This window comes from Isoptericola variabilis, assembly GCF_050311655.1.
Lineage (GTDB): Bacteria > Actinomycetota > Actinomycetes > Actinomycetales > Cellulomonadaceae > Isoptericola > Isoptericola variabilis.
The window spans coordinates 555,655-575,536 of sequence record NZ_JBNOZM010000002.1; the positions used below are offsets into that span (position 1 = coordinate 555,655).

The 19,882-nt window shown below is 75.3% G+C and carries 15 protein-coding genes; 5 read left to right on the plus strand and 10 right to left on the minus strand.

The window, feature by feature from the left end; translation table 11 throughout:
* Window positions 1-60: 60 nt before the first annotated feature.
* Window positions 61-723, minus strand: a complete 663-nt coding sequence (locus ACQP60_RS07020; RefSeq protein ID WP_429729814.1) for a trimeric intracellular cation channel family protein — start codon at window positions 721-723, stop codon at window positions 61-63.
* Between the two features lie 164 nt (window positions 724-887).
* Between ACQP60_RS07020 and sepH the strand changes: the two genes are divergently transcribed.
* The gene (gene sepH, locus ACQP60_RS07025) at window positions 888-2,087 is read left to right on the plus strand and encodes a septation protein SepH (RefSeq protein ID WP_429729818.1); all 1,200 of its coding nucleotides are present in this window, start codon (window positions 888-890) and stop codon (window positions 2,085-2,087) included.
* A 6-nt stretch (window positions 2,088-2,093) separates the two neighbouring features.
* Here the strand turns inward: sepH and ACQP60_RS07030 are convergent, their stop codons facing one another.
* The 6 genes from ACQP60_RS07030 to ACQP60_RS07055 form a co-directional block, all read right to left on the minus strand.
* Window positions 2,094-2,753, minus strand: coding sequence for a thymidine kinase (locus ACQP60_RS07030; RefSeq protein ID WP_429729821.1), 660 nt, complete (start codon window positions 2,751-2,753; stop codon window positions 2,094-2,096).
* Window positions 2,754-2,794: 41 nt separating this feature from the next.
* On the minus strand, window positions 2,795-3,415 hold the full coding sequence (locus ACQP60_RS07035; RefSeq protein ID WP_429729824.1) for a DinB family protein: 621 nt from the start codon (window positions 3,413-3,415) through the stop codon (window positions 2,795-2,797).
* 51 nt (window positions 3,416-3,466) lie between these two features.
* On the minus strand, window positions 3,467-4,684 hold the full coding sequence (locus ACQP60_RS07040; RefSeq protein WP_429729827.1) for an alkaline phosphatase family protein: 1,218 nt from the start codon (window positions 4,682-4,684) through the stop codon (window positions 3,467-3,469).
* Window positions 4,681-5,280 carry a DUF5998 family protein gene (locus tag ACQP60_RS07045; RefSeq protein ID WP_429729830.1) on the minus strand — a complete coding sequence of 200 codons (600 nt, stop codon included), beginning with the start codon at window positions 5,278-5,280 and terminating at the stop codon, window positions 4,681-4,683. Before ACQP60_RS07045 ends, ACQP60_RS07040 begins: the two co-directional genes overlap by 4 nt.
* Window positions 5,281-5,638: 358 nt before the next feature.
* Window positions 5,639-6,439 carry a DUF899 family protein gene (locus ACQP60_RS07050; RefSeq protein ID WP_429729833.1) on the minus strand — a complete coding sequence of 267 codons (801 nt, stop codon included), beginning with the start codon at window positions 6,437-6,439 and terminating at the stop codon, window positions 5,639-5,641.
* A gap of 156 nt (window positions 6,440-6,595) precedes the next feature.
* Entirely contained in the window at window positions 6,596-9,412 is a 2,817-nt protein-coding gene (locus ACQP60_RS07055) for a GNAT family N-acetyltransferase (RefSeq protein ID WP_429729836.1), read from the minus strand.
* 156 nt (window positions 9,413-9,568) lie between these two features.
* On the opposite strand from ACQP60_RS07055, the gene ACQP60_RS07060 reads away from it, so the two are divergent.
* A complete protein-coding gene (locus tag ACQP60_RS07060) occupies window positions 9,569-12,052 on the plus strand; it encodes a DNA gyrase/topoisomerase IV subunit A (RefSeq protein WP_429729840.1) in 2,484 nt (827 codons plus the stop codon).
* 35 nt (window positions 12,053-12,087) lie between these two features.
* Here the strand turns inward: ACQP60_RS07060 and ACQP60_RS07065 are convergent, their stop codons facing one another.
* Entirely contained in the window at window positions 12,088-12,795 is a 708-nt protein-coding gene (locus tag ACQP60_RS07065; RefSeq protein WP_429729842.1) for an alpha/beta fold hydrolase, read from the minus strand.
* A gap of 51 nt (window positions 12,796-12,846) precedes the next feature.
* On the opposite strand from ACQP60_RS07065, the gene ACQP60_RS07070 reads away from it, so the two are divergent.
* Window positions 12,847-13,311, plus strand: coding sequence for a GNAT family N-acetyltransferase (locus ACQP60_RS07070; RefSeq protein ID WP_429729844.1), 465 nt, complete (start codon window positions 12,847-12,849; stop codon window positions 13,309-13,311).
* On the opposite strand, the gene ACQP60_RS07075 is transcribed toward ACQP60_RS07070, so the two are convergent.
* Window positions 13,224-13,973, minus strand: coding sequence for a lysoplasmalogenase (locus tag ACQP60_RS07075; protein ID WP_429729847.1), 750 nt, complete (start codon window positions 13,971-13,973; stop codon window positions 13,224-13,226). The genes ACQP60_RS07070 and ACQP60_RS07075 overlap by 88 nt on opposite strands.
* A 54-nt stretch (window positions 13,974-14,027) precedes the next feature.
* Entirely contained in the window at window positions 14,028-15,143 is a 1,116-nt protein-coding gene (locus tag ACQP60_RS07080; protein ID WP_429729850.1) for a GNAT family N-acetyltransferase, read from the minus strand.
* Window positions 15,144-15,292: 149 nt separating this feature from the next.
* Here ACQP60_RS07080 and ACQP60_RS07085 point away from each other — a divergent pair, with 149 nt between their 5' ends.
* Both ACQP60_RS07085 and metH read left to right on the plus strand, forming a co-directional pair.
* The gene (locus tag ACQP60_RS07085; protein ID WP_429729854.1) at window positions 15,293-16,186 is read left to right on the plus strand and encodes an SMP-30/gluconolactonase/LRE family protein; all 894 of its coding nucleotides are present in this window, start codon (window positions 15,293-15,295) and stop codon (window positions 16,184-16,186) included.
* Window positions 16,187-16,274: 88 nt separating this feature from the next.
* Complete coding sequence (gene metH / locus ACQP60_RS07090) at window positions 16,275-19,850, plus strand: methionine synthase (RefSeq protein ID WP_429729857.1); 3,576 nt, start codon at window positions 16,275-16,277, stop codon at window positions 19,848-19,850.
* Window positions 19,851-19,882 lie beyond the last annotated feature (32 nt).

The window sequence follows — 19,882 nt, forward strand, 5'->3', positions numbered from 1 at the left end:
CGAGGTCGACCTCACCCGGGAGCCGGTCCGTCGGAAAGCTCTCCGCTCGTGGTTCCACGGCTACATCTTGCCGGACCGGCGCCCCCACCGGGCGGTCCAGCCCGGCCCCGGGTGCGGCACGGTCCAGCCCCGCGCGAGCGACGCGAGCCGGAACCCGAAGACGAGCGCCACCACCCCGAGGGCGGTCCACGGCTGCAGCACGCCCTCGTGCCAGAGCACGGCGGTGAGCCCTGCGCCGACGAGCGCGGGCACGGCGTAGAGCTGGCGGTCGGCGAAGACGAGCGGCACCTCGCCCACCAGCACGTCGCGCAGGATCCCGCCTCCCACGGCGGTGAGCACCCCCACCACCATCGACGCGAGCACCCCCGCGCCGAGGTCGAGGGACTTGGTCGTGCCCTGCAGCACGAACAGGGACAGCGCCGCGGCGTCGAGCACCAGGACGGAGCGCCGCATCCGTTCCAGGCCCGGGTGGAAGAAGAAGATGATCACGCCCGCGGCGAGCGCGGCCAGGACGAGCCGCCAGCTCGAGATGCCCACCGGGGGCGTGTCGCCGATGAGGACGTCGCGCAGGATGCCGCCGCCGAGCCCGGTCACCCACGCGAGGACGAGGACGCCGAACGCGTCGAACCGCTTGCGCACGGCGGCGAGCCCGCCGGAGACCGCCGCGACGAAGACGGCGACGAGCTCCAGGTAGGAGACGGGGCCGGAGGTGAACGCGTCCACGGGACGTCATCCTCCCAGCCCCGCCCGCGGGCGGCTCGTCGGTGGGCGCGCCAATCGACGGCACACCGACGCGCCTGCGCGGCGCCGCCCCGCGCCGGTGGCACCCTCGAACAGGCGGACCCGCCCCGACGGAGTTCCCGAGGGCGACCTGTGAGGGAGGAAGCATGGCCGAGCTCGAGCTCGTGAGGCTGCACGAGGACGGTGAGCGCCTGGTCCTGCGCGGCCCCGACGGCACCGAGAGCACCCTGCCCATCACGGAGGCGCTGCGTGCCGCGGTCCGACGCGACCGGCCGCGCACGGAGGCCCTGCGCGCCCAGGCGGCCACGACGCTGCGCCCGCGCGACCTCCAGGCGCGCCTGCGCGCCGGCGCCACCGTCGAGGAGCTCGCCGAGGAGTCCGGCCTGCCCGTCGAGCACGTGCAGCGCTACGAGTGGCCCGTGGCCGCGGAGCGCGACCACGCCGTCGGGCAGGTGCGCGCCCACCGGCTGCCGGGCGACGACGAGACGACGACGCTCGGGGAGGTCGCCGACACGCGGCTCGCGGCACGCGGCGTGACCTCCGACGAGGCGCACTGGTCCGCCCGCCGGGACGGCACGGCCCCCTGGGTGGTCGAGGTGCGGTTCTCCGCCGGCGATCGCGACCGCTCCGCGCGCTGGACCTTCGACCCCAAGGGCCGCGTCGTGACGCCGCTCGACGACGAGGCGCGCTGGCTCGGCCAGCCCGACGACCCGGTCTCGCCCGACGTGCTCGGCGTGCCGTCGACCGGGGGCCGGACGGTCACGCCGCGCCGGCACGTGGACGACGACACCACCGCGCTGCTCCTGGACGACCTCGCCGGGCGGCGCGGTCAGCGGCCCGGCGACCGCCGCCGGCCGCCGTCGCGCTCCACGGACGACGACGTCGTGCCCGCGCCGACCCCCATCCCCGTCGGCCAGGTCAGCGCGCCCCCGGCCGCGCACTCCCCCGCGCCGGACGAGACCGACCCGGCGGGCGCGAGCATCGTCGACCTGGGGTCGCGCCGGGCGGGCCGGCCCGCGCCGCCGGACCGGTCCACGCACCCGTCCTCCGCGCGTCGTCCCGTGCCGGGCGTGCTGCCGCTCGACGCCGACGAGAGCGACGGCACCGACGACGCTGACGGCACGAACGGCGTGGACGGCGCTCCCGCGGAGGCCCGGGCCGACGTCGTCGACGACGCCCCGGCGCCGAGCGGGCCGCCCGCGCAGGGGGCCGCCGGGCCGCAGCCTGCCGCGCCCGCGCCCCGCAGCGACAAGCCCGCGGGGGCGCGACGCTCGGGCCGCAAGGGCCGGGCGCAGGTGCCGAGCTGGGACGAGATCGTCTTCGGCGGCGGCCGGCCCTCGTCCTGACCTGCGCTACGCGCCGTCGCCCAGGTCCAGCTGGTCCGTGACGGCGGCGCGCCGTCGGGCGTCGGCCTGCGTCATGCGCCGCATGTGGTGGCGCCGGCACAGCACCTCGTAGGAGACCGGGCCGCCGTCGGGCGCGCCCGCGACGTCGCCGACCACCACCTGGTCGCCCTCGACGACCATGACGCCGCCCACCGTGCGGGCGTTGTGCGTGGCCCGCGCGCCGCACCAGCACAGCGAGCGCACCTGCAGCTCCTCGACCCGGTCCGCGAGCTCGATGAGCCTGGCGGCACCGGGGAACAGCCGGGTGCGGAAGTCGGTCGTGATGCCGAAGGCGAAGACGTCCAGCTCCACCTCGTCGACCAGCCGGGCGAGCTGCTCCACCTGGGCCGGGGAGTAGAACTGCGCCTCGTCGCACACGAGGTAGTCCACGACGCGACCCGCCTGCCGCTCGGCGGCGACGACGTCCCAGAAGTCGGTGTCGTCGGTGACCTCGCGGGCGTCGACCTCGAGCCCGAGCCGCGACGACAGGCGGGAGGTGCCCGCACGGTCGTCGCGCGTGAAGATCAGCCCGGTCCGTCCGCGCGCCGCGTGGTTGTGGTCGGTCTGCAGCGCCAGCGTCGACTTGCCGCTGTCCATGGTCCCGGAGAAGAAGACGAGCTCGGCCATGGGCAGATCCTGTCAGACGCCGGGACCGAGCCGCGTGCGGGCTACTGGCCGACCCGCCCGTCCACGCACTCCCGCAGCAGGTCCGCGTGCCCGCAGTGCCGCGCGTACTCCTCGACGTGGCTGAGCAGCAGCTCGCGCAGGGTGATCTCACCGCCCGGCTCGGCGCCGAGGTCGGAGAGGCCGGCGTTCGTCGCGCCCAGGTCGTCGATCCCGTCGACCATCCGGTCCGTGGCCGCCATCTCCTCGCGCCAGCGGTGGAACGCCTCGTCGACCACGGCGGGGTCGGCGACCGCGCCGTCCCAGTCGCCGTCGCGGTGCTCCTCGCTCCGGTACAGCCACGGCGCGTCCTCGCCGGTCATGATGCGGCGCACGTGCCGCTCGTCCTCCGTGAGGTGCCGCACCAGGCCCAGCAGCGACATCGTCGACGGCGGGACAGAGCGGCGGGCGAGCTGCTCCGCGTCGAGGTCGGCGCACTTCATCTCGACGGTCAGCCGGTACGAGCGGAGCGCGTCGAGCAGGATCGCCCGCTCGTCGACCAGGTCGACGTCGCTCTCCCGCGGGTCGTCGTCCGGGTCCACCCACATGTCCGGGTACACCGTCGCACGGGTCCACCGGGACGCGGGCGCGGGATACTGCTGGCCGTCCTGCCTGCGCTGCTCCATCGCCACATCGTGGCACCGGGGCCCGCCGGCGGCCACGGGATATCGCGGCGCCTACGCCTGGGCGACCAGCAGCGGCACGACCATCTCCGCGGGCGTCAGCGACCCGTGCACGCCCGGCATCTCGCGGGCTCCGGAGGGGTGCAGGCGCGAGTCGACGACGGTCGCCGCGCCGCGGGCCGCGACCAGCACGTCGCCCACGGCGGGGAGCACGTGCTCGGCCACCGGGCCCAGCCAGCCGGCCGCGACGGCGTCGTCGCGCAGGACGACGAGCGCGTCGTCGCCGAGCACCGCGGCCCAGCGCGCCGCGACGTCCCGCGGGTCGGCGCCGGGCGCGACGTACACGTGGCCGGCACGCGGCTCGCCGCCCAGCAGCGCCACGTCCCGCGCGAGCTCCGGATGGGCGGCGACGTCGTGCTGGCGTGACAGGTCGGCCGTCACCTGCCCGTGGTCGGCCGTGACGACAACGAGCGTGCCCTTCGGCACGGAGCGCACGAGGCGGCGCAGCTCGGAGTCGGTCTCCTCGAGCGCGTCACCCCACTGCCACGACTGCGGCCCGTGCTGGTGGCCGGCCTTGTCCACGGCCCCGTGGTAGAGGTACACGAGGCCGGGCTCGCGCAGCTCGCGGACCGTGGCGCCGACCTGGGCGTCGAGGCCCTCGGCGGGCACGTAGCGTGGGCCGCGCAGCGCCGCGCGGGTCATGCCGGAGCCGGCGAAGCGGGCGGGTCCGGGCGCGACGACGCGCACGCCGTCGGCGGCGAGCCTCTCGAGCACCGTGGGCTCGCGCTGCACGTCCTCGGGCTCCGCGCGCATCGGTCCGGAGAGCTTGGTGCGGCGGTACGGGTCGGACTGCTCGGTCCAGGACACCGTGGTGGCGAGGCCGCCCGTGGCGGGGTTGCGCTGCGTGTAGCCCAGCAGGCCGGTGCGCCCCGGGGACGTGCCGGTGCCGAACGTCGCGAGCGCGGCCGCCGTCGTCGAGGGGAAGCTCGACAGCACCGACCGGCCGTCCGCGGCCAGCGAGCGCAGGAACGGCGCGTGCCCTCCGCGCTCGGCGAGGTTCGCCAGGCCGAGGCCGTCGACCAGGACGACGACCGCGCGCCGCACGCCCGACGGCAGCCCGAGCGCGTCGCGGCAGTCGGTCGATCGCAGCCCGGTGGCGGTCGTGAGGTCCGTCCCCAGGGCGCCCGCGACGGCGGGCAGGACCGCGGCGAGCGACCCCGTGCCGTAGGAGGGGGCGAGCAGGCCGTCGGGGAGCGTGAGCGTCGCCGTCATCGGCCGACGCGCCCGCCCGCCCCGGTCGCGGCCGACAGGGAGCGCGAGAACGCGATCGCGCGGCGCAGGGCGTCCCGGCCCTCCGCGGCCCCGCTGACGCGCACGACGACGTCGTCGGGGGTGAGCGTGCCGGTGAGGCCGTGGTCGGCCTCGCAGTTCGGGTCCGGGCACTGCGCCGGCTCGAGGTCGACGCGGGAGACGGCGCCCCAGCCGATCGCGAGCGTGAGCTCGGACGCGCTGTCGCCGGGGCGGTGCTCCGCCGGCTCGGCCACGATGTGCGTGAGCGCCACGGACCGGATCTCGCTCAGCGGCACGGCCTCCGTGGTCGCGGCCGCCGACGACGGGTGGGCGGCGTCGCCCTCGTGGTCGTCGACGTGCGCGGTGACCAGGCGCGTGGGCGTGAGCGCCAGCACGGTGAGGTGGCGGCGGACGGCGTCGTCGAAGGTCGTCTCTGCCTGCACGAGGTGGGCGAGCACGTCCTCGTCGGCGAGCGCGACGTCGAGGACGTCCTCCACGAGGTCCGGGTAGTACCCGGCCCGGCGCACGTGGGCGGACAGGTCGGCACGGAGGTTCTCACGGGCGGTGGCATGCGGCACCCGGGCATTGTCCCATCCCCGGGGGCCCGCGTGCGCTCGGGCCTCTAGGGCGCCAGCCAGGGCATCGCCGCCATGGCGAGGGTCGAGGTGGCCGCCGCCGCGAGCTCGGCGCGGAGCAGGACGTCGCCCGCCGGCGGGCCTCGACCGCGCAGGCGACGGCGTAACCCACCGCCACCGCGGCCGCGAGCACCGGCACGGGCGCGGTCCCGAGCGCCGCCGCGCCGTGGTGGCCCGGCGCGTGCCCACGGGCGCAGCAGCGTGCCGCCCGTCAGCATCGTGTCGGCCCATGCCGAGCAGCATCGCGGCCATGCCCGCCGCGAGCACGGTGTGCACGGCGTGGACGGTGCGCGCTCCGGTCTCAGTGGTGGTGCTCGTGGCCCACCGAGGCCACCGGCGTGGCTCCGGGACGGGTCCACTGGATCGTCGGACGCCCGCCGGCGCCCTCGTTCCCGACGCCGTCGGCGTCCGCACGCCAGAACCAGCAGGGCGCCTTGCCCTGCGGCCAGCCGTCCGGGTAGTCCTGCCATGCCTCCATGCGCCCGCGCGGCGTCAGGTCCAGCAGGGCGAGCGCCGGCATCGTGGCCTCGCCGCCGCGCCCGGTCAGCGTTCCCGTGAGGAACACCCGCTCGCCGACGCGCAGGAAGCACATCCAGGTCCCGAAGTCCTCCCCGTTCACGTCCGGGTCCGCCACGTCGACCACGGAGTACCAGTGCTGCGGGTACCCCATGAACGCGACGAACGGCGCCAGCTCGCCGTACGGCGCCTGGGCGAGCACGGCGAGCGACACGCCGCGGGCGTTCAGGTAGGCGGGGTCCTGCGCGGGGAAGTACGTCAGCGTGCAGCCCTCGCACTGGTTTTCGAACGGTTCGCCCGGGTGCCACATGTGCTTGTAGACGACGAGCTCCTCGCGTCCGTCGAACAGGTCGAGCAGGGTGGTCGGTCCGCCGGCCCCGACCACCGTGGCGCCCGCGTCGACCTCCGTCATGGGCAGCCGCCGGCGGGCCGCCGCGATGGCGTCGCCCTCCCGCGTGTGCGCCTTCTCCCGCACGAGCAGCTCGTCGCGGGCGGCCTGCCAGGCCGCCCGGTCGACGACGGGCGGGACGGCTGGCGCTGCGTGGCTCTCCTCGCCGCGGCGGGCGTGGCTCTCGGTGATGCTCATGGCACTCTCCTCGACGTCGTCGGACCGCCGGCATCGCGGCGGACTGGCGAGCGCGCCGAGAATCGTCGGCACGCTCCACCCGGTCGACGAACGAGGGGCGGGCCGACCGACAGCCTCGACGAGATCGGCCCGGATCGGCCCGGATCGCCTGAGGCCTCAGCCGGGCAGGGCCCGCCGGGGCGCGTCGGCCCGCTGGGCCGCCGACCGCAGCCGGACGACGGCGTGCAGGACGCTGACGCCCACCGAGCCGGCGACGACGGGGTACAGCTCCAGCGACGCCAGCTCGGGCAGGTCGTCGGCCAGCACGGACACGCGCGCGAGCACGTCCTCGAGCGCGTCGATGTCGGCCTCGGGCGCGCCGCCGTACCCGAACAGCCGCGGCGCCGCGCGCACCGTGCGCACCATGGCCGCCACGTCCACGTCCGTCAGCGGCGGGATGCCGTAGGCGACGTCGTCGAGCAGGTCGGTCGCGTCGCCCGCGAGCCCGAAGGACACCTTCGGGCCGAACAGCGGGTCCTCGCCGGAGCGGATGACGCACGGCACCCCCACGGGCGCCATGGGCTGCACCTCCATGGCGGGGTCGTCCTCCCCCAGGACCTCCAGCGCGACCTGCCGCATGCGCTCGACGTCGGCGCGCAGCTCGGCCGCGTCGGCGATGTCGAGGCGCACGCCGCCCAGGTCCGTGCGGTGGCGCAGCGCGGTCGACGCGGTCTTCAGCGCGACCGGCCAGCCGAGCGCGTCGGCCGCGGCGACGGCCTCCTCCGCCGTGCGCACGGTGCGCGACCGCCACAGCCGCACGCCGTAGCAGTCGAGCAGCTCCGCCGTCTGGTCCTGGGTCAGCACGCGGCCGTCGCCGCCGTCGGCCGCGAGCCAGCCCTCGACGAGCTTGCGCGCCCGCCGCGCGTCCATGCCCTCGGGGCGCACGTGCGTGCCGCGGTCCTCCGTGCGCCAGCGCGCGTACGTCACGACCTTGCCGAGGGCCGTCACGGCGTCCTCGGGGGTGGAGAACGCGGGGATGCGCACGGGCGTGCCGTCGGGGCCGGTCGCCGCCAGCTCGTCGGGCAGGCCGCTCAGGCCGAGCATCGACGCGACGGTGGTGCGCCCGGTGCGCGCGGCCGCCTCGGCGACGGCGCGCGCCACCGCCCCGGTCCGCGGCACGACGACGGGCACGTCGACGACCACGACGACGTCGCACGCCCCCGGTGCGTACAGGGCGCCCGTCACCTGGGCGATCTGCTCGTCGGTGGCATCCGGCGGGAGGAAGTCGGACGACGCCGCGACGACGAGGCCCGCGGCGGCCGCCGCCTCCGCCACGAGGGCCGCGAGCGCCGCGGACGACGCGAGGATGCCCACCCGCCCGCCGGCGGGCAGCGGCTGGTGCGCGAGCACCTGCGCGACGTCCATGAGCTGGTGGGTGTTCTCCGCCCGGATGACGCCGGACTGCCGCAGCATCTCGTCGAGCAGGCGGCGCGGGGCACGGGTGGCGCGCACGGCGTGCCCCGGCGGCACGACCTGGCCCGACTGCCCGGCGACCACCACGACGACGGGCTTGACCCCGGCGAGCCGTCGCGCGATCCGGGAGAACTTGCGCGGGTTGCCGATCGACTCGAGGTAGAGGCAGACCACGGCGGTGCGGGGGTCGTCCTGCCAGTACTGCATGAGGTCGTTGCCCGACACGTCGGCGCGGTGCCCGGCGGAGACCAGGGCCGAGACGCCCAGGCCACGGCGTTCGAGCGTCCGGGTGAGCGTGACGGCGGCGGGCGCCGACTGGCAGAACATGCCGACCACGCCGGCGCGGGGCGGGCGCTCGGCGAGGCTCGCGTGGAGCTGCGCACCCGGCGTCGTCGTGAGCACGCCGAACGACGCGGGGCCGACCACCCGCATCCCGCCGGCGTGCGCGGCGCGCACGAGCTCGCGCTGGCGGGCCAGGCCGTCCGGCCCCGTCTCCGCGTACCCGGCGGCGAGCACGACGACGCCGCGCACGCCGCGCCCGGCCAGGCGGCGCACCGCGTCGACGGCGTCGGGCGGCGGCACCGACAACAACGCGAGGTCGACGCCCTGCTCGCCGTCGTGCCCTTCCTCATGCGCGTCGTCAGGCCCGACCTCGTCGCCGCCCTCCAGCGCGTCGTCCCACGACCCCGCGACCGCGAGCCCCGGGGCGTCGGGGACCGGCCCCGGCGCGCCGAGCACCGTGAGCAGGGTGTCCCCCGGGTCTGCGGCGGCGGCGTCCACGACCCGCTGCGCGAGGTGGTGCTCCGGCGTCGCTCCCCCGGGCCCCGCCGGGCCGGGCCCGACGAGCAGGACCCGGCGGGCGGACAGCAGCGCCTGCATCGAGCGCGCCTCGGCGCGGTGCTCGCGGTCGGCCATCACCTCCCGGGACCGCTCGGTGGGGTCGAGGTCGAACGCCACCGTGACCACCCCGTCGTCGAGGTGCTGGCTCACCGCGTACCCGGCGTCGCGGAAGACGGCGAGCATCGACGAGTTCTGGGGCAGGACGTCGGCCGTGAAGCGCCGCACGCCGCGCTCGCGCGCCGCCGCGGCGACGTGCTCGAGCAGCACCGAGCCCAGGCCCTTGCCCTGCATCGCGTCGGCGATGTTGAACGCCACCTCCGCCTCCGCCGGGGCCACCTTGTCGTACCGGGCGACGCCGAGCACGTCGTCGCGCGGGTTCCCGGCGTCGTCGACGCCGGGACGCACGGCCACCAGCGCCACGCGGTCGCGCTGGTCGAGGTGCGTGAGCCGGTTCAGCTCGCGGTCGGTGAGGCGCCGCACGGGCGCGAAGAAGCGGAAGTACGCCGACCGTTCGGACTGCGCCTCCTGGAAGCGCTGGATCGCGGCGGCGTCGTCGGGCCGCAGCGGCCGCACGTGCATGGTCGTGCCGTCGCGCAGCACGACGTCGGCCTCCCACGCGACCGGGTACTCGGGGTCCGACCGGGTGCCCGGCCGCTCGTCCGGAGTGTCGGGTACGTCCACCCGTGCAGGCTATCCGGGCCCTGTGACGCGGGCGCGTCGCCGCGCCTGCGCGGCCCTGTGGGCACCGGCGACTAGAGTCTGGGGCGTCCGCGACGGACGCCCGCCCCCACCGGACTCTCGACCGAGCCGTCCTTCGACACTCAGGAGCCGCACCGCATGGCGCGCAAGAGCAGCAGCGCACCCGCCACCGACGAGCCGTTCGACGAGAAGATCGTCGACATCGACGTCGCGGCGGAGATGGAGACGTCGTTCCTCGAGTACGCGTACTCCGTCATCTACTCCCGCGCCCTGCCGGACGCCCGCGACGGGCTCAAGCCGGTGCACCGGCGCATCCTGTACATGATGTCCGACATGGGCCTGCGGCCCGACCGGGCGCACGTGAAGTCGTCCCGCGTGGTCGGCGAGGTGATGGGCAAGCTGCACCCGCACGGCGACACCGCCATCTACGACGCGCTGGTGCGCCTCGCGCAGGACTTCTCGATGCGCCTGCCGCTGGTGGACGGGCACGGGAACTTCGGCTCGCTCGACGACGGCCCCGCGGCCCCCCGGTACACCGAGGCCCGGCTGGCCCCGCCGTCGATGGCGATGACCGCCGGCCTGGACGAGGACGTCGTCGACTTCGTCCCCAACTACGACAACAAGCTCACGCAGCCGTCGGTGCTGCCGTCGGCCGTGCCGAACCTGCTGGTCAACGGCGCGTCCGGCATCGCCGTCGGCATGGCGACGAACATGGCGCCGCACAACCTCGTCGAGGTCGTGGCCGCGGCCCAGCACCTCATCGCCCACCCCGACGCGACGCTCGACGACGTCATGCGCTTTGTGCCCGGCCCGGACCTGCCCTCGGGCGGCAAGATCGTCGGGCTCGACGGCGTGCGCGACGCCTACCGCACCGGTCGCGGCACCTTCCGCACGCGCGCGACGGCCCGCGTCGAGAACGTCACGCCGCGCCGCAAGGGCATCGTGGTCACGGAGCTCCCCTACGGCGTGGGCCCGGAGAAGGTGATCGAGAAGATCGCCGACGGCGTGAAGGCCAAGAAGATCCAGGGCGTCACCAACGTGCAGGACCTCACGGACCGCACGCACGGCCTGCGCCTGGTCGTCGAGGTGAAGACCGGCTTCGACCCGGACGCCGTGCTGGAGCAGCTGTACCGCACCACGCCGCTCGAGGACTCGTTCGGCATCAACAACGTGGCCCTCGTCGAGGGCCAGCCGCGCACGCTCGGCCTGCTCGAGCTGCTGCGCGTGTGGGTGGAGCACCGCATCGACGTGGTGCGCCGCCGCTCCACGTTCCGGCTCGCCAAGCGGCAGGAGCGCCTGCACCTGGTGGAGGGCCTGCTGCTCGCCATCGTCGACATCGACGAGGTCATCCAGGTCATCCGCACCTCCGACGACGCCGGCGCGGCGCGCGAGCGCCTCATGAGCGTCTTCGACCTCTCGGAGCCCCAGGCGACGTACATCCTCGACCTGCAGCTGCGGCGGCTGACCAAGTTCTCCCGCATCGAGCTGGAGAAGGAGCAGTCGGAGCTGGAGCGCGAGATCGCCGAGCTCCAGGAGATCCTCGCCGACGACACCCGCCTGCGCGCCGTCGTGAGCGCCGAGATGGGCGAGGTCGCCTCCACCTACGGCACCCCGCGCCGCACCGTGCTGCTCGACTCCGCCGGCGGCGCCACCGCGCCCGCCGCCACGAACGGCCGCAGCAAGGCGCCGGCCATCAGCCTGGAGATCGCGGACTCCCCCACCCGGGCGCTGCTGTCCGCCACGGGGCTCCTGGCCCGCACGTCGGGCGAGGCCGCGGACGCGCCGCTCGAGCGCGCCGGCCGCCGACACGCCCACGACGCGATGCGCGGCGACGTCGCGGCGACCACGCGTGGCGACGTCGGCCTGGTCACGTCCGCGGGCCGCCTCCTGCGGGTGTCCGTGCTCGACCTGCCCGCGCTCCCCCCGACCGACGGCCCGCCGTCGCTGTCGGGCGGCATCCCCGTGAGCGAGCTGGTCGCGCTCGCGCCCGGCGAGACCGCGCTGACCGTGGTCGCCCTGGACGACGACGCACCCACCCTGGCGCTCGGCACCGCGAACGGCGTCGTCAAGCGCGTCGCCGCGGGCGACGTGCCCACGAACCGCGACGAGTGGGACGTCATCGCGCTCAAGGACGGCGACCGCGTCGTCGGTGCCGCCCCCGTGGGGGACGACGACGAGCTCGTCTTCGTCGCCTCCGACGCGAGCCTGCTGCACTTCGACGCCTCCGCCGTGCGCCCGCAGGGCCGGGCCGCGGCCGGCATGGCGGGGATCCGCCTCGGCGCCGGCCAGCAGGTCGTCTTCTTCGGCGTCGCGCGGGCCGCGACCCGCGACCTGCACACCGTCGTGACGGTGGCGGGGACGTCGGGCGCCCTGCCCGGTACGGGCGGCGGCTCCGCCAAGGTCACGCCCTACGAGCTGTACCCCGGCAAGGGCCGCGGCACCGGCGGGGTCCGTGCCCACCGGTTCCTCAAGGGCGAGGACGGCCTCGTCCTGGCCTGGGTGGGCGAGGGTCCGGCGCGCGCCGTCGGCGGGGCCGGCCAGCCGGTCGAGCTGCCCGAGAGCACCGACCGGCGCGACGGCTCGGGGCAGCCGCTGGCCGCACCCGTCGCCGCGATCGGCTGACGTGATCGGCTGACGTGGTCGGCTGACGCCGCGGCTCAGCGCGCGACGGCGTCCACGATCGCCGCGCCCAGGTCCGCGGGCCGTGTGAACATCGGCCAGTGGCCGGTGGGCAAGTCGACGATCTCGTAGTCGTGCAGCCGGGCGAGCTCGGCGACGAACGGGTGCCCCTCGGACATCAGGCCTCGCAGCACCTCGCCGGGCATCTCGCAGGCGACGACCGTCGACGGGATGTCGAGCCGGCGGGCGTCGTCCCCGAGGTGGTGCCCCTCCCGGACCGTCCCGCCGGGCTGCGGGACCGCGCGCGCCCGGAACCGGGCGCGCCGGTCGTCGTCCAGGCCGACGAGGTCGGCGTCCTCGAGCTCGTCCCACGCGGGCAGCGCGTGGTCGACGACGTCCGCGGGCAGGTCGGCGTTCACCGCCTGCCCCTCGGCGAACGGTCCCGAGTCGACGTACACGACGTGCGCCACCCGGTCGGGACGGGCGTCGGAGGCCGCGTAGACCAGCCCGCCGCCCGCCGAGTGCCCGACGAGCGCCACGGGCGCGTCGCCGGGCACCGCGTCGATCGCGGCGACCACTGCTCCCACGTGGTCCGCGAGATGGATGCCGGAGCGGTCGGCGTCGACCGACTCCATCCCGGGCAGGGTGATCGGGTGCGCGGTGTGCCCGGCGGCCTCGAGCACCGGGACCACCTCGTCCCACGCGGAGCCGTCGAGCCAGAACCCGGGAACCAGGATGATGTCCATGTCCCGAGATTAGGTGTGACCACCGACACGAGCGGCTGCTTCACTGGCGCCATGCCGGACCTCTCGCCGCACGACCTGCCCGAAGGCTTCACCCTCACCACGGACCCGGAGCGGATCGGCGCGACCCGTGCGCACGCGCTCCTCGCCGCGCACGCCTACTGGGCCGAGGGCCGCACCCTCGAGGTGCAGCGCGGCGCCATGGCGGGGTCGCGCAGCTACGCCGTCCTCACTGCGACGGGCGACCTGGCCGCCTACGCGCGCCTCGTCACCGACGGCGCGACCTTCGGCTGGCTCGCGGACGTCATCGTCGATCCCGCCCACCGCGGCCACGGGCTGGGCCGCGCCGTCGTCGCGCACGCCCTGGCCGACGTCGAGTCGCTCGGCCTGAAGCGCGTCCTGCTCCGCGCGTCGGACGAGGGGCGGCGGATCTACGAGCGCGCGGGCTTCACGCCCGTCCCCGAGCCCGACAGCTGGCTGCAGCTGCAGGCGAGCACCCCGGCCACCAGGAGCGCCTGACCCGCGACGTAGGTGAGCATCACCCAGAAGCCGGAGGCGGGCGGGTCGAACCAGCCGGTGAAGGCGCCCAGCGCGATCATGGCGTCCGACGCCAGGAAGACGATGCCGCCCGCGCCGGCGAGCGGGTGCACGCCGGTGGCGAGCACCGCCATCGTCACGAGGCAGACGCCGTACACGACCACGGCCGCCAGCAGCGGGCCGGGCGCGCCGGGGGCGCAGGCCGCGACGAGCGCCACGGCCGCGAGCACGTAGGGCGCGAGCAGCACCGGCCGGCGCACGACGCTCGCCCCCCGCGTCGGCCAGAACGCGACGGCGTACGCCACCTGGGCGAGCAGGAAGAAGCCCACCATGACGAGGAACGCGGCGTCGCCCTCGAACGCCGCGGGCGCCGTGTCCCCGAGCCAGGACAGTCCCAGGGCCACCGTGACCAGGCGCACCAGCCGCGAGCGGGGAGCCGGCGCGGCGCACCACAGCGTCACCGCGAGCAGCGGCATGAGGCAGACCTGCGTGACCCGGGCCCACGTGCTCGCCTCGGCCACCTGGGCCACGAGGTGCAGCACGGTGATCATCGCGAGCGCGACGGCGGCAGCGCGGGAGGTGACGGTGGGCAGCAGCCGCTGGGGCGGCGCCGGGAGCAGCCCGGGATGAACGACGTCGGTCACGCGGGCAGCCTAGGCCCCTCGGCCGTCAGGCCGAAACCCGCTCCGCCGCGGCCGTCAGAGCTCGATCGTCAGCAGCCGCGACCCGTGCCGCTTGCGGTAGCCCAGGCTCGCGTACAGCCCGTGCGCGCCGCTCGGGTTCTGCGTGTCGACGTCGAGCGCGGCGACGGCCATGCCGTCGGCGGCGAACGCCCGCATGGCCGCGGCGAGCAGCGCGACGGCGACCTTGCGGCCACGGTACCCGCGGCGCACGCCGAGGATGTCGGTGTAGCCGAACGGGTAGCCGCGCACCGCGAAGTCCGCCGTGTAGCGGGCCGCGATCTGGTAGCCCACGACGAGCGGCTCCCCTGCCCGGAGCGCGGCGGCGGTCTCGGCGTCCGTGGCGGGGTCGGCCAGCAGCGCGTCGACGTCCGGCGCGGGGTCCACGACGACGAAGGACCACTCCGGCGCGTACGTGCTGCGCCCGCTCCTCCACTGCTCACGAGTCTGCGGCTCGCTCCCCCAGTGGTCGCGGAACGCGTCGTTGTGCGCGAGGCGGGCGGGCTCGTCGTGCTCCTCGCCGAGGGGGACGAGCCGGAGCCCGTCGTCGAGCTCGACGACGGGCAGCGGGTGCGCGGCGAGGTCGCGCAGGTCCCGCTCGAGGTCGGAGTAGAACCGCCGCGGCGTGAAGCCCGCCCGCTCGAAGAGCCGCACCTTGGCGGCAGGCGCCGTGTCCTCGAGGAACCCCGCGAGGCGGCCGGGCAGGTCCTTGCCGGTCGCCGCGAGCAGCTGGCGCGCCCGCGCCTCCTGCCAGGCGAACAGCTGCCGGCCGATGCCCTCGCCGCGCCGGTCCGGGTGCACCGCGCCCCACAGGAAGGCCCGCACCCGCGCGGTGTCGCCCGGCATGGTCTCGACGTAGCCGTAGGCGCGCAAGGCGCCCGCGGCGTCGTGGCCGAGGACGGAGTCGGTGTCCAGCCGGTGCCACGGGGCGTCGAGGATCTCCAGCAGCTCCTCCCTCGACTCCCGGTACGGCTCGCCGTCCGTCTCCGCGACGAGGTTGCGCAGCTCGAGGAGGGCGTCGACGTCGTCCCGGGTCGCGGGCCGCCACGTCAGCCCGCCCGCGGTCAGCGCCGGCAGCACGGCGGGGGCGGCGGCGCGCTCGGCGAGGGACGCGCGCAGATCGGTCCTGGCCATGGGCCCACGGTAGGCGGGCCGCCGCGTCGTGCGCACGGCTTTTCGCGGCCGCACCGGTTGTCGCGGTGCGACGTCGTGTGGCACCGTGCAGCCACCGCGCAGGCTTCTGACCTGCACGGACCGCGCACCACGACCCGCCGGAGCCCGCGATGACCGAGACCGTCCCCGCCGTCTACGAACGCCTCGACGAGCGCTTCGCCGCCGTGCGCGGCGACGGCCGCCTCGAGCGGCTGTGGACGGGTGGCCGATGGACGGAGGGCCCCCTGTACGTGCCCGCCGGCCGGTACCTGCTGTTCAGCGACATCCCCAACGACCGCGTCCTGCGCTGGGACGAGGCGGACGGGTCGGTGAGCGTCCTCGAGTCGCCGGCCCGCTACCCGAACGGCCGGACGATCGACCGCCAGGGGCGGGTCGTGACGTGCCGGCAGGGCGCGCGCCGCGTGGAACGGACCGAGCACGACGGCTCGACCACGGTGCTCGCGGACCGCTGGGGCGGACGGCGGCTCAACAGCCCGAACGACGTGGTGGTGTCCGCCGACGGAGCGGTGTGGTTCACCGACCCGCCGTACGGGATCACGACCGACTACGAGGGCGAGCGTGCGGAGCCGGAGATCGACGGCTGCCACGTCTACCGGGTCGACCCCGTCACGGGCGACGTGACCGCCGTCGCCACGGACTTCGACCGGCCCAACGGCCTCGCGCTGTCGGTGGACGGGACGCTCCTGTACGTCGCGGACACGCACCGCCGGCACCTGCGGGTCTTCTCCGTCGACGGCGGCCGGCTCGCGGGCGGGCAGGTGTTCGCCGAGCTCGACGGCGGCCCTGACGGCGTGCGCGTCGACACGGCGGGCCGCGTCTGGGTGGCGGCCGGCGAGGCCCTGCACGTGCTCGACCCCGACGGCACGCTCCTCGGGCGGCTCCACCTGCCCGAAGAGGTCTCGAACCTCGCGTTCGGCGGCCGCAAGCGCAACCGCCTCTTCGTCACCGCGTCCACGTCGGTGTACTCGATCCTGCTCACCGTGAACGGCGCCCCGCTGCTCTGAGCGGTCCGCCCGGGGCGTCTGCTCGCAGGCCTGCTCGCGGCGGTGGACGCGCCGTCCGAGCGGCCCCCCGCGCCGTTACGCTGCACGGGTGACGACCACGCTCGACCCTGCCGCCGCCGACGCCCGCTCCACCGCCCTGCGCGAGGCCCTGCGCACCCGCGTCGTGGTGGCCGACGGCGCCATGGGCACGATGATCCAGGCCGCGGACCCGACCCTCGACGACTACGAGGGTCACGAGGGCTGCAACGAGATCCTCAACGTGTCGCGGCCGGACATCATCCGCGCCGTGCACGACGAGTACCTCGGGGTGGGCGTCGACGCGATCGAGACGAACACCTTCGGCGCCAACTGGTCGAACCTGTCCGACTACGGCATCGACGACCGCATCCGCGAGCTCGCCCGGGCCGGCGCCGCCCTGGCCCGCGACCGCGCCGACGCGTTCGCCACCGCCGACCACCCGCGCTGGGTGCTCGGCTCGATGGGTCCGGGCACCAAGCTGCCGAGCCTCGGGCACACCACGTACGCGCACCTGCGCGCGACGTTCGCCGAGCAGGCCGCCGGGCTGCTCGAGGGCGGCGCGGACGCGCTGCTGGTGGAGACCAGCCAGGACCTGCTGCAGGCGAAGGCCGCGGTGACCGGCTGCCACGACGCGATCGCCGAGGTCGGGCGCTCCGTGCCGGTCATCGTCTCCGTGACGGTCGAGACCACCGGCACCATGCTCATGGGGTCCGAGATCGGGGCCGCGCTCACCACGCTGCAGGCGATCGGCGTGGACGCCATCGGCCTGAACTGCGCCACCGGTCCGGACCAGATGAGCGAGCACCTGCGCCACCTGGCCCGGCACTCCGAGGTGCCGGTCACCTGCATGCCCAACGCGGGCCTGCCGGAGCTGGGGCCGAACGGCGCCGTCTACCCGCTGACGCCCGAGGAGCTGGCCGCGGCGCACACGCAGTTCGTGCAGGAGTTCGGTCTCGGGCTCGTGGGAGGCTGCTGCGGCACGACGCCGGAGCACCTGCGCCAGGTGGTCGAGGCCGTGCGCGGCCGGGAGCTGCCCGACCGCCACCCCCAGCGCGAGAACGGCGTCGCGTCCCTGTACTCGCACACCGACCTGCGCCAGGACACGTCCTACCTGGCGATCGGCGAGCGCACCAACGCCAACGGCTCCAAGGCGTTCCGCGAGGCGATGCTCGAGGGCCGCTGGGACGACGTCGTCGACATCGCCCGCGCCCAGACGCGCGACGGCGCCCACCTGCTCGACGTGTGCGTGGACTACGTGGGGCGCGACGGCGTCGCGGACGTGCGCGAGGTCGTCTCGCGGCTGGCGTCGGCGTCCACGCTGCCGCTGGTGATCGACTCCACCGAGCCGGCGGTGCTGCAGGCCGGGCTCGAGCTGCTCGGCGGCCGCGCCGTCGTGAACTCGGTGAACTTCGAGGACGGCGACGGGCCGGGCTCGCGCTACGCGCGCATCATGCCGCTGGTCAAGGAGCACGGGGCGGCGGTGGTCGCGCTGACCATCGACGAGGAGGGGCAGGCGCGCACCAAGGACGGCAAGGTCGCGATCGCCACCCGGCTGATCGAGCAGCTCACGGGCGACTGGGGCATGCGGGTGGACGACATCATCGTCGACGCCCTGACCTTCCCCATCGCGACCGGCCAGGAGGAGACCCGGCGCGACGCCATCGAGACGATCGAGGCGATCCGCGAGATCACCACGCGCTACCCCGGCGTGCACACGACGCTCGGCGTCTCGAACGTGTCGTTCGGCCTCAACCCGGCCGCTCGCACCGTGCTGAACTCGGTGTTCCTGCACGAGGCGACGCAGGCGGGCCTGGACTCCGCCATCGTGCACGCCGCGAAGATCCTGCCGCGCAACGCCATCCCCGACGAGCAGTGGGAGGCGGCGGAGGACCTGGTGTGGGACCGGCGCCGGTACGACGACGAGGGCAACCTCACCCACGACCCGCTGGCGCACCTGCTCGAGCTGTTCTCCGGCGTCGACGCCACCGCCCTGCGCGACCAGCGCGCCGCCGAGCTCGCCGCGCTGCCCGTCGGCGAGCGCCTCGAGCGCCGCATCGTCGACGGCGCCCGCAAGGGCCTCGAGGAGGACGTCGACGAGGCCCTGGCGAGCGGGATGAAGGCCCTCGACATCGTCAACACCCACCTGCTGGGCGGGATGAAGGTGGTCGGCGAGCTGTTCGGCTCCGGCCAGATGCAGCTGCCGTTCGTGCTGCAGTCCGCCGAGGTGATGAAGACCGCCGTGGCGCTGCTCGAGCCGCACATGGAGAAGGTCGAGGGCGGCGAGGGCCGTTCGAAGGGCACCGTGGTGCTGGCCACCGTGCGCGGCGACGTGCACGACATCGGCAAGAACCTCGTCGACATCATCCTCACGAACAACGGCTACACGGTGGTGAACATCGGCATCAAGCAGCCGGTGAGCGCGATGATCGAGGCGGCCGAGGAGCACGACGCCGACGTCATCGGCATGTCGGGCCTGCTCGTGAAGTCGACGGTCGTGATGAAGGAGAACCTCGAGGAGCTCGTCTCCCGCGGGCTGGAGAAGCGCTGGCCGGTGCTGCTCGGCGGCGCGGCCCTGACCCGCACCTACGTCGAGGACGACCTGGCCTCCGCGTTCCCCGGCACCGTGCGGTACGCGAAGGACGCGTTCGAGGGGCTGCGGCTCATGGAGCCGCTCGTCGCCATCGCGCGCGGGGCCGACCCGGAGTCCGTAGGACTGCCCGCGCTGCGCAAGCGCCGGCACGGCGTCGTCACGGTCACGGAGACCGCGCCCGAGGACCTGCCCGCGAGGTCCGACGTCGCCGCCGACAACCCCGTGCCCACCCCGCCGTTCTGGGGCACGCGCATCGTCAAGGGCATCCAGCTCGCCGACTACGCCGCGTTCCTCGACGAGCGCGCGACGTTCATGGGGCAGTGGGGGCTCAAGCCGGGGCGCGGGGACGACGGCGCCTCGTACGAGGAGCTGGTCGAGACCGAGGGCCGGCCGCGGCTCGCCGCGTGGCTCGAGCGCGTGCGCACCGACCAGATCATGGACCCCACGGTGGTGTACGGGTACTTCCCCGTGTGGTCCGAGGGCGACGACGTCGTGGTCGCCCACCACGACGGGCCCGACGGCGGCTCCGGCGGTGAGCCGGGCACCGAGCGGCTGCGGTTCCGGTTCCCGCGGCAGCGCCGCGACCGGCACCTGTGCCTGGCGGACTTCGTCCGGCCGCGGTCGTTCTTCGAGGAGACCGGTCGGTTCGACGTGCTCCCCGTGCAGCTCGTGACCGTCGGCGACGCCGTCTCGGGGCACACCGCGAAGCTGTTCGAGGCGAACGCCTACCGCGAGTACATGGAGCTGCACGGCCTCTCCGTGCAGCTCACGGAGGCGCTGGCCGAGTTCTGGCACTCGCGCGTGCGCGACGAGCTGGGGTTCGCCGACGAGGAGCCCACCGACGTCGAGGGCCTGTTCAAGCTGCAGTACCGCGGCGCCCGGTTCTCCCTCGGCTACCCCGCGTGCCCCGACATGGAGGACCGCCGCAAGGTGGTCGAGCTGCTACGCCCCGAGCGCGTCGGCGTGACGCTGTCCGACGAGCTGCAGCTGCACCCCGAGCAGTCCACCGACGCCTTCGTCTTCCACCATTCCGAGGCGAAGTACTTCAGCGTCTGAGCCCGGATCTCCGCCCAGAACAAGGACGATGC